Genomic DNA, 10,773 nt, shown 5'->3' on the forward strand with positions numbered 1-10,773 from the left:
GTGCGGCACCGCCAATCAACTGTGGGAGCGAGCTTGCTCGCGATGGGGCCAGCACATCCAACATCGATGTCGCCTGACCTACCGCTATCGCGAGCAAGCTCGCTCCCACAGGGTTGCGCACAAGTATCCAACACCGTGCGGCACCGCCAATCAACTGTGGGAGCGAGCTTGCTCGCGATGGGGCCAGCACATCCAACATCGATGTCGCCTGACCTACCGCTATCGCGAGCAGGCTCGCTCCCACAGGGGTTCCGCGTAAGTATCCAATACCGTGCGGCACCGCCAATCAACTGTGGGAGCGAGCTTGCTCGCGATGGGGCCAGCACATCCAACGTCGATGTCGCCTGACCTACCGCTATCGCGAGCAAGCTCGCTCCCACAGGGGTTGTGCACAAGTATCCAATACCGTGCGGCACCGCCAATCAACTGTGGGAGCGAGCTTGCTCGCGATGGGGCCAGCACATCCAACGTCGATGTTGTCTGACCTACCGCTATCGCGAGCAAGCTCGCTCCCACAAGGGCTCCGCATAAATATCCAACACCGTGCGGCACCGCCAATCAATTGTGGGAGCGAGCCTGCTCGCGATGGGGCCAGCACATCCAACATCGATGTCGCCTGACCCACCGCTATCGCGAGCAAGCTCGCTCCCACAGGGGTTGCGCACAAGTATCCAATACCGTGCGGCACCGCCAATCAACTGTGGGAGCGAGCCTGCTCGCGATGGGGCCAGCACATCCAACATCGATGTCGCCTGACCCACCGCTATCGCGAGCAAGCTCGCTCCCACAGGGGTTGCGCACAAGTATCCAATATCGTGCAGCACCGCCAATCAACTGTGGGAGCGAGCCCGCTCGCGATGGGGCCAGCACATCCAACATCGATGTCGCCTGACCCACCGCTATCGCGAGCAAGCTCGCTCCCACAGGGGTTGCGCACAAGTATCCAATACCGTGCGACACCGCCAATCAACTGTGGGAGCGAGCCCGCTCGCGATGGGGCCAGCACATCCAACATCGATGTCGCCTGACCTACCGCTATCGCGAGCAAGCTCGCTCCCACAGGGGTTGCGCACAAGTATCCATTATCGTGCAGCACCGCCAATCAACTGTGGGAGCGAGCTTGCTCGCGATGGGGCCACCACATCTAACATCGATGTCGCCTGACCCACCGCTATCGCGAGCAGGCTCGCTCCCACAGGGTTGCGCACAAGTATCCAATACCGTGCGGCACCGCCAATCAACTGTGGGAGCGAGCCCGCTCGCGATGGGGCCAGCACATCCAACGTCGATGTCGCCTGACCTACCGCTATCGCGAGCAGGCTCGTTCCTACATTCGATCCTTTAACTCAGCCCCAGCTCTCGCCAGATCCGCATCACCTGTCGACGCTCATCCACGAACTGGTCGCCTGCAATCACCCCAGTGTCTTTCTGCAAGGCCTGGCGGTGGGCGGCGGAGCGGTAGGCCTTGTAGGCTTCGCGCAACAGCGTGGCATCCTCGGCAGGCATCAATCCGACCTCCTGCAATCCGTCCAGGATGCGGATGTTATCGGTGTAGCGCACCAGTGAAGGGTACGCCTCGGACCAGGCCAGGGCCGCGTATTGCACCATAAATTCAATATCGACGATACCTCCGGCGTCCTGCTTGAGGTCAAAGGGCGCCGTGGCTTCGAAGGCATTCGGCGCGGTCCCGGCGGCGGTGGCCTTGCTGCCAAGGTTGTCGCGCATCTTGGCGCGCATCTCGCTGACTTCCTGGCGCAGCGTCGGCAAATCACGGGTGCGTCCCAACACCTGGGCGCGGACTTTTTCGAACGCCTGGCCGACGTCCTGGCTGCCCACCAGCACTCGCGCACGCACCAACGCCTGATGCTCCCAGGTCCAGGCTTCGTTTTCCTGATAGCGGGCAAACGCCCCCAGGGAACTGACCAGCAAGCCCGACGCTCCGGACGGCCGCAGACGCATGTCCACTTCATACAACTGCCCGGAGTTCGTCTGGGCCGTCAACAAGTGAATGATCCGCTGGCCAAGCCGGGTGAAGAATTGAGCGCCGTCGATGGGTTTCGGGCCGTCGGTTTCAGCCTGCGGGTCGCCATCGTGGATGAACACCAGGTCCAGGTCGGAACCATGCCCCAATTCCAGGCCACCGACTTTCCCATAACCGACAATGATGAACCCCGGATCGCACGGGCTCCCATCGGTGCGCAACGGTACGCCATGCTTGGCGACTGTCTGGCGCCAGGCCAGGGCCAGCACCTGCTCGAGGATCGCTTCGGCCAGCCACGTCAGGTAGTCGCTGACTTTCATCAACGGCAGGCTGCCGGCGATTTCCGAGGCAGCGACGCGCAGTCGGTGGGCCAGCTTGAAATGCCGCAAGGCTTCCATCTGTTGTTCGAGATCGTCCTCGGGGATGCGCGTCAGCCGCTCGCGCAATTCCGCCGCCAGCTCAGGCGCCAACGGCGGCTTGAACAAACGGCCTTCGTTGAGCAATTCATCGAGCAACAGCGGAAAACGGGTGATCTGCTCGGCAATCCATGGGCTCGCCGCACACAACGTCAGCAAACGCCGCAACGCGCCAGGGTTCTCGGTCAGCAGCACCAGATAAGCCGAACGGCGGGCCACGGCTTCAACCAATGGCAATACCCGTTCCAGCACCAGGTCCGGATTGGCGTGCTCCACCGCCTGAGCCAACAGGCGCGGAATGAACGCATCCAGGCGCTCGCGCCCCAAACGTTGCATCGCGCGCAATTGCGGGCTGGCGCGCAAGGCAGCCAAGGCCCTCAGCGCCTTGGACGCATCGGTGAAACCGCCCGCCTCTAACTGGCGACACGCCGCTTCCTCATCCTGGCTGTCTTCCCACAGCGGCAGCCATTCTCCACCCACCGCGACTTCGCCTTCGCTGCCCTCTTCTTCGTCCGGATCGGCGATGACCTGGCCGAAATGCCATGCCACGCGCCCACGCCAATGCATCAGCTGTTCGTGGAACGCCGACCAGTCGGCGAAGCCCAGCATGAACGCAATGCGCGCCTGATCCTGCGCAGTGTCCGGCAGCATCTGCGTCTGGCGGTCGGCAATGGCCTGGATCGCATGTTCGGTGTAACGCAGGAACTCATAACCCTGGCGCAACTCGTCGATCACCTTGGACGGCAGGTAGCCCTGGCCCTCCAATGTGCCAAGCACCTTCAACAACGGTCGTTGCTGCAAGCTCAGGTCGCGACCGCCATGGATCAACTGGAACGCCTGGGCGATGAACTCCACCTCGCGGATGCCGCCCGAACCCAGCTTGATGTTGTCGGCCATGCCCTTGCGCCGCACCTCCTGCTGGATCAACTGCTTCATGGTGCGCAACGCTTCGATGGCGGAAAAATCCAGGTAACGGCGATAGACGAACGGGCGCAGCATGTCGAGCAGTTGCGCGCCGGCCACCTGGTCGCCCGCTACCACCCGCGCCTTGATCATCGCGTAGCGTTCCCAGTCGCGCCCCTGATCCTGGTAATACTGCTCCAGGGCATTGAAGCTCAGCACCAGCGCGCCGGCCGAGCCATAGGGACGCAGACGCATGTCGACACGAAACACAAAGCCATCGACGGTCATCGGATCGAGGGCCTTGATCAGGCGCTGGCCAAGGCGGATGAAAAATTCCTGGTTATCCAGCGGCCGCTTCGCGCCGACGGTTTCGCCGCCTTCGGGATAGGCGAAGATAAGGTCGATGTCCGACGACAGGTTCAGCTCGACGGCGCCTAGCTTGCCCATGCCTAGGATGACCATCTGCTGCGGCTCGCCACTGCGCCGGCCGGTGGGTATGCCCAATTGCTGACTCAGGCGTTGGTACAACCATCGATAGGCCTGGTCGATGCAGGTGTCGGCCATGTCCGAGAGATCGCGACAGGTCTGGACCAGGTCCGCCTGGCGGGTCAGGTCACGCCAAATGATGCGCACCTGCTGGCGGGTGCGCTGGCGACGCAGCACGCGACCCAACTCATCTTCGGTTTCGGCGGCCTGGACGGCGGCGCCGATCTGCGCGCACATTTCACCGGGGGCCAGGCTGCGGTCCAACTCGCCGCTGCGCACCAGCTCCAAGAGCATCGACGGGTCTCGTACACTTTGCTCGATGACAAAGTCGCTGGCCGCGACGACGCGATTGAACTCGGCCCAGCGCTGCGGCGTCCAGGCAGAGAGCCCATGGTCGTCGTCCAGAGTGGCGACCGCCGCGCGGAACGACTGCTCGGCCCGACTGACCAATGACTGGAGAATCGCCGGTATTTCGGCAAGCGAGGGCAGGCTCATGGTCTATCCTTGATCGGCGCGGGAAAGGCTGGATGTAGTGTTTTTTCGAATGCCACTACCTGATCGACTGTCGAACAAAGATGATAAATAGCTGATTTTCTGGTTTTATTGGCAGCCGGCATCAAGTTTTTACCTGTTCGAGTTGGCTAATGACCAACAGTAACGATTATTCTCACAACGAAACGAGGGGCCATAAGCCGCTCATGTGTAGTTTTACTACTCGTCTATACATTCGAAAGGCTGAAACGGCCAACGATTTGTAGTAAAACTACACGCCGCCGAGACAACCTTCGGCAATCCAAGAATTTATATCGTCTGCCCACAAGGCCAGTCGCAAACTCAGGCAACCGATTCTGGTAGCCTTTCCGCCCTGGAGCAAGCCATGCAAGACCTCGATCCCGTCGAAACCCAGGAATGGCTGGACGCCCTGGAATCGGTTCTCGACAAAGAAGGCGAAGACCGTGCTCATTATCTGATGACCCGTATGGGTGAACTCGCAACCCGCAGCGGTTCGCAACTGCCCTACGCCATCACCACGCCATACCGCAACACGATCCCTGTCACCCACGAAGCACGCATGCCTGGCGACCTGTTCATGGAACGCCGCATTCGCTCGCTGGTGCGCTGGAACGCGTTGGCCATGGTCATGCGTACCAACCTGAAAGATTCTGACCTGGGCGGTCACATCTCCAGCTTCGCCTCCAGTGCGACGCTGTATGACATCGGCTTCAACTACTTCTTCCAGGCCCCGACCGACGAACATGGCGGCGACCTGATCTACTTCCAGGGTCACGCATCGCCAGGCGTCTACGCCCGTGCGTTCATGGAAGGCCGCATCACCGAAGACCAGATGAACAACTTCCGCCAGGAAGTGGACGGCAACGGCCTGTCCTCGTACCCGCACCCTTGGCTGATGCCTGATTTCTGGCAGTTCCCGACCGTTTCCATGGGCCTGGGCCCGATCCAGGCGATCTACCAGGCGCGCTTCATGAAGTATCTCGAAGCCCGTGGCTTCATCCAGCCAGGCAAGCAGAAAGTCTGGTGCTTCATGGGTGACGGTGAGTGCGACGAGCCGGAATCCCTGGGTGCGATCTCCCTGGCCGGCCGCGAGAAGCTGGACAACCTGATCTTCGTCATCAACTGCAACCTGCAGCGCCTCGACGGCCCGGTTCGCGGCAACGCCAAGATCATCCAGGAACTCGAAGGCGTGTTCCGTGGTGCCCAGTGGAACGTCAACAAAGTCATCTGGGGCCGTTTCTGGGACCCACTGCTGGCCAAGGACGTCGACGGCATCCTGCAACGCCGCATGGACGAAGTCATCGACGGCGAGTACCAGAACTACAAGGCCAAGGACGGCGCGTTCGTCCGTGAGCACTTCTTCAACTCGCCTGAACTCAAGGCGATGGTTGCCGACCTGTCCGACGACGAGATCTGGAAGCTCAACCGTGGCGGCCACGACCCGTACAAGGTCTACGCGGCGTACCATCAGGCGGTCAATCACAAAGAGCAGCCGACCGTCATCCTGGCCAAGACCATCAAGGGTTATGGCACCGGTGCCGGCGAAGCGAAGAACACCGCGCACAACACCAAGAAGGTCGACGTCGAGAGCCTGAAGCTGTTCCGTGACCGCTTCGACATCCCGGTCAAGGACAGCGAACTGGAAAACCTGCCGTTCTTCAAGCCGGAAGAAGGCAGCGCCGAAGCCCGTTACCTGGCCGAGCGCCGCGCCGCCCTGGGTGGTTTCGTGCCGCAGCGTCGCGCCAAGAGCTTCAGCATCCCGACGCCGCCACTCGATACCCTCAAGGCCATCCTGGACGGCTCGGGCGACCGCGAAATCTCCACCACCATGGCTTTCGTGCGGATCCTCGCGCAACTGGTCAAGGACAAGGAAATCGGCTCGCGCATCGTCCCGATCATTCCGGACGAGGCCCGTACCTTCGGCATGGAAGGCATGTTCCGCCAGTTGGGCATCTACTCGTCCGTCGGCCAACTCTACGAGCCAGTCGATAAAGACCAGGTGATGTTCTACAAGGAAGACAAGAAGGGCCAGATCCTCGAGGAAGGCATCAACGAAGCGGGCGCCATGAGCTCCTTCATTGCCGCCGGTACTTCGTACTCCAGCCACAACCAGCCGATGCTGCCGTTCTACATCTTCTACTCGATGTTCGGCTTCCAGCGTATCGGCGACCTGGCCTGGGCCGCTGGCGACAGCCGTACCCGTGGCTTCCTGATCGGCGGCACCGCCGGCCGGACCACCCTCAACGGTGAAGGCCTGCAGCACGAAGACGGCCACAGCCACATGCTGGCCGGGACCATCCCGAACTGCCGCACCTATGATCCGACCTACGGCTACGAGCTGGCGGTGATCATCCAGGACGGCATGAAGAAGATGACCGAAGAGCAACAGGACGTCTTCTACTACATCACCGTGATGAACGAGTCCTACCAGCAGCCAGCCATGCCGGCGGGCGTAGAGGCGGGCATCGTCAAGGGCATGTACCTGCTCGAAGAAGACACCCGCGAAGCGGCGCACCACGTCCAGCTGATGGGCTCCGGCACCATCCTGCGCGAAGTGCGTGAAGCGGCGAAGATCCTGCGTGAAGAGTTCAACGTCGGCGCCGACGTCTGGAGCGTCACCAGCTTCAACGAACTGCGTCGCGACGGCCTGGCCGTGGAGCGCAGCAACCGCCTGCACCCTGGCCAGAAGCCAAAGCTGAGCTACGTCGAAGAGTGCCTGAACGGCCGCAAAGGTCCGGTCATCGCCTCTACCGACTACATGAAGCTGTTCGCCGAACAGATCCGCCAGTGGGTTCCTTCCAAGGAATTCAAAGTGCTGGGCACCGACGGTTTCGGCCGTAGCGACAGCCGCAAGAAGCTGCGTCACTTCTTCGAAGTCGACCGTGAGTTCGTTGTGTTGGCAGCCTTGGAAGCCCTGGCTGACCGCGGCGATATCGAACCTAAAGTGGTGGCCGAAGCCATCGCCAAGTTCGGCATCGATCCGGAAAAACGCAACCCACTGGACTGCTGAGGAGAATTTTCGTGAGCGAACTCATTCGCGTACCTGACATCGGCAGCGGTGAAGGTGAAGTAATTGAACTGTTTGTGAAGGTCGGCGACCGCATCGAAGCCGACCAGAGCATCCTGACGCTTGAATCGGACAAGGCCAGCATGGAAGTGCCTGCGCCGAAGGCCGGTGTCATCAAGAGCCTGAAAGTGAAGCTGGGCGATCGCCTGAAGGAAGGCGACGAGTTGCTGGAGCTGGAAGTCGAGGGCGCCGCCGCGGCACCTGAAGCGGCCGCCCCTGCTGCTGCCCCGGCGGCGGCTGAAAAGCCTGCCGCTGCGCCCGCTCCCGAAGCGGCTCCAGCTCCGGCCGCCGCGCCTGCCGCCGCCACTGTTCAGGACATCCATGTCCCGGACATCGGTTCGTCGGGCAAGGCCAAGATCATCGAAGTACTGGTCAAGGCCGGCGACACCGTCGAAGCCGACCAGTCGCTGATCACCCTGGAATCCGACAAGGCCAGCATGGAAATCCCATCGCCGGCCGCCGGTGTGGTAGAAAGCGTCGAGATCAAGCTGGAAGACGAAGTCGGCACCGGTGACCTGATCCTGAAGCTGAAAGTGGCCGGTGCCTCGGCGCCTGCCGCGCCAGCCCCGGCTGCTGCGCCTGCTGCCAAGGCTGAAGCCGCCCCAGCGCCAGCGCCAGCCGCCGCCCCCGCCGCCAAGGCCGAAGCGGCTCCTACCCCTGTCGCCGCGGCGCCTGCGCCTAGCGGTGCCAAGGTGCACGCTGGCCCTGCGGTGCGTCAGCTGGCCCGTGAATTCGGTGTCGAGCTGTCCGCCGTAGGCCCGAGCGGCCCTCACGGTCGTGTGCTCAAGGAAGACGTGCAAGCCTACGTCAAGGCCATGATGCAGAAGGCCAAGAACGCACCGGCCGAAGGCGCCACCGGCGGCGCGGGCATCCCGCCGATCCCGGCGGTGGACTTCAGTCGCTTCGGCGAAACCGAAGAAGTGGCCATGACTCGCCTGATGCAGATCGGCGCGTCGAGCCTGCACCGCAGCTGGCTGAACATCCCGCACGTGACTCAGTTCGACCAGGCTGACATCACCGAGCTGGAAGCTTTCCGCGTTGCGCAGAAAGCCGTGGCGGAAAAGGCCGGCGTGAAACTGACGGTCTTGCCGCTGCTGCTCAAGGCCTGCGCGCACCTGCTCAAGGAACTGCCGGACTTCAACAGCTCCCTGGCCCCAAGCGGCAAGGCTGTGATCCGCAAGAAATACGTGCACATCGGCTTTGCCGTCGACACCCCGGAAGGCCTGCTGGTACCGGTCATCCGCAACGTCGACCAGAAGAGCCTGCTGCAACTGGCTGGCGAAGCCGCTGCCCTGGCCGAAAAAGCCCGGAACAAGAAGCTCACCGCCGACGACATGCAGGGCGCCTGCTTCACCATCTCCAGCCTCGGCCACATTGGCGGCACCGGCTTCACGCCGATCGTCAACGCGCCGGAAGTGGCGATCCTGGGTGTTTCCAAGGCCACCATCCAGCCAGTCTGGGACGGTAAAGCCTTCCAGCCGAAGCTGATGCTGCCACTGTCGCTGTCCTACGATCACCGCGTGATCAACGGCGCCGCCGCAGCGCGCTTCACCAAGCGCTTGAGTGACCTGCTGGGCGACATCCGCACCATCCTGCTGTAATACCGAACGGCCCTCCCTTGCGGAGGGCCGTTTGACTGCTGTTTTCCGAGCGCCACGCTCGTACCTCAACCCCGCCCGTTTGGCGGGGCTTTTTTTGCTCGGGCTAAAACCGTATTTCACCAACGGTTTTTCCTACCCCCTTGCGCATAAAAGACTACTTGCTCTGGTAGTCGTTGCCCACAACTACCGCCCCCTGCCCTACCGATATTTAACCTGCTTGCGGCTTTAGCATGAATCCAGCGCGCCCAACAACTTTGGCGCTGACGAAAATATAAACTTCGAATGGATTCGAACATGTTAAAGCCAACGGTAGGCCCTATTATTGGCCACACGACAACCCACCACGCTCGTATCTTTCTACGAGGCGATGGGAACACCGACAATCCTTTATTCGCCGGTATCCGCTACCGCCGAAAAGGCGATACGGCCTGGTCCAGGGGACAGTTCATCCGACTGGTTTCTTATCGCGACTTAGCCGGTGTCATCGTATTGAAGGGCCTTGAGCCCGACACCTTCTATGAATACCAGGCCGGCTGGAAAAGCACATTGAGCCCGGCGCACACTCCAGAGACCATACTGGAGCTGCCGCTGCAGTGGCCCAAGGAGATTTACCAGTTGCGCACGCCCTCCAGCGAGACCGACGCCCCACGCAGCTATATCGTCGGCTCGTGTCGATACCTGCGCATTACCGCGGGTGTCCCGGCGACACCGGAACGGGGGGATCGCACATTCGCGGGTATCAACCGAATCGTGGAGCGAGCCAACCCACCCATCAGCGCAGTAGTGATGACCGGCGACCAAGTGTATCTCGACGACCTGAATTTCATTGCGCCGGACCGCAACCTCAAGGACATGTTATTCAAATACCGGACTGCCTTTTCCCAACCCCATATTAAAAAACTGATGTCCAGCGTGCCGACTTACATGATGCTCGACGATCATGAAATAAAGGACAACTGGCCCGCCAAGAAGAATCACCAAGACGAAACTCTCTATACAAACGCTCTTGATACTTACGAGCTTTATCAAGCCAGTCACAGCCCGGCCCATGAACTTCTGGATGACGGCACGTTAAGGCCACTCACTCGCTACTGGTATGCATTTGCCCATGGCAATACAGGATGGTTCGTTACCGACAGCCGGACTCGACGCAACCTGTCGGCAAACAACCGGCGCATCCTGGATGAAGAACAGGAACATTCGCTGCTGACATGGCTGATCGACAGCCCCTACCGGGTCAAATTCGTCGTCACCGGTGTCATGTTCTACCCCGACCGCAAATTCAACGCAGGGGATGCCTGGCAAGCGTTTCCAGAGCAACGGCTACGCTTGCTTGAAACCATCCGCAGCCATCGGATCAAGAATGTGATCTTCGTCTCTGGTGACGTGCACGGTTCCCTGACGAGCATGCTGACCCACAGCCAGGATCCTGACTTCCAAATCCACACAGTCGTCTCGTCGCCATTTTGCAACAGCAGGCTGTTGCCTTACGCCAATGCCTCGACTTTTATTCCCGGCAAACCCATGGCTCGGGCTCCAAGCGGTGAGTATCAATACGAGCTGACCGGCAAGGTGATCAGCCAGGACAACTTTGCCCAGCTGAAAGTCACGGCCCAGAGCGTTCAAGTGACGTTTCATGACCGTGACGGAGATCCCTTGGAGGTCGTCGACATACCGTTGCGCTGAGCTTGCGTAGCCCAGGGAACACCTCTGATCGGCCGACAACTGGAGAAATCCCCTCGTCGGCCGATAAAAGGTTTATAGCACTTGGCCTTCATGTCTCTTGTCAGCCAGTGCCGCAATGAT

Annotated in this window: 4 protein-coding genes; 3 read left to right on the plus strand and 1 reads right to left on the minus strand. The window is 60.9% G+C overall.

The features are described from left to right. Positions 1–1,341: 1,341 nt before the first annotated feature. Positions 1,342–4,281, minus strand: a complete 2,940-nt coding sequence (gene glnE / locus J3P92_RS22935) for a bifunctional [glutamate--ammonia ligase]-adenylyl-L-tyrosine phosphorylase/[glutamate--ammonia-ligase] adenylyltransferase (RefSeq protein ID WP_434649148.1) — start codon at positions 4,279–4,281, stop codon at positions 1,342–1,344. 382 nt (positions 4,282–4,663) lie between these two features. Between glnE and aceE the strand changes: the two genes are divergently transcribed. The 3 genes from aceE (at position 4,664) to J3P92_RS22950 (ending at position 10,653) form a co-directional block, all read left to right on the plus strand. After that, on the plus strand, positions 4,664–7,309 hold the full coding sequence (aceE, locus tag J3P92_RS22940) for a pyruvate dehydrogenase (acetyl-transferring), homodimeric type (RefSeq protein WP_434649150.1): 2,646 nt from the start codon (positions 4,664–4,666) through the stop codon (positions 7,307–7,309). An 11-nt stretch (positions 7,310–7,320) separates the two neighbouring features. Beyond that, positions 7,321–8,967 (plus strand): dihydrolipoyllysine-residue acetyltransferase, encoded by a 1,647-nt coding sequence (gene aceF, locus J3P92_RS22945; protein ID WP_434649152.1) that lies wholly within the window; start codon positions 7,321–7,323, stop codon positions 8,965–8,967. 294 nt (positions 8,968–9,261) lie between these two features. Next, complete coding sequence (locus tag J3P92_RS22950) at positions 9,262–10,653, plus strand: alkaline phosphatase D family protein (RefSeq protein ID WP_434649154.1); 1,392 nt, start codon at positions 9,262–9,264, stop codon at positions 10,651–10,653. The last annotated feature ends 120 nt before the right edge of the window (positions 10,654–10,773 follow it).

The organism is Pseudomonas sp. D3-27 (assembly GCF_051132165.1).
In the GTDB taxonomy this organism is placed as follows: Bacteria; Pseudomonadota; Gammaproteobacteria; order Pseudomonadales; family Pseudomonadaceae; genus Aquipseudomonas.

What these genes read in the sequence shown, in the direction of transcription:
- aceE (WP_434649150.1), top strand. Translation starts at nt 4,664, where the DNA reads ATGCAAGACCTCGATCCCGTCGAAACCCAGGAATGGCTGGACGCCCTG.
- glnE (WP_434649148.1), bottom strand. Translation starts at nt 4,281, where the DNA reads ATGAGCCTGCCCTCGCTTGCCGAAATACCGGCGATTCTCCAGTCATTG.
- J3P92_RS22950 (WP_434649154.1), top strand. Translation starts at nt 9,262, where the DNA reads ATGTTAAAGCCAACGGTAGGCCCTATTATTGGCCACACGACAACCCAC.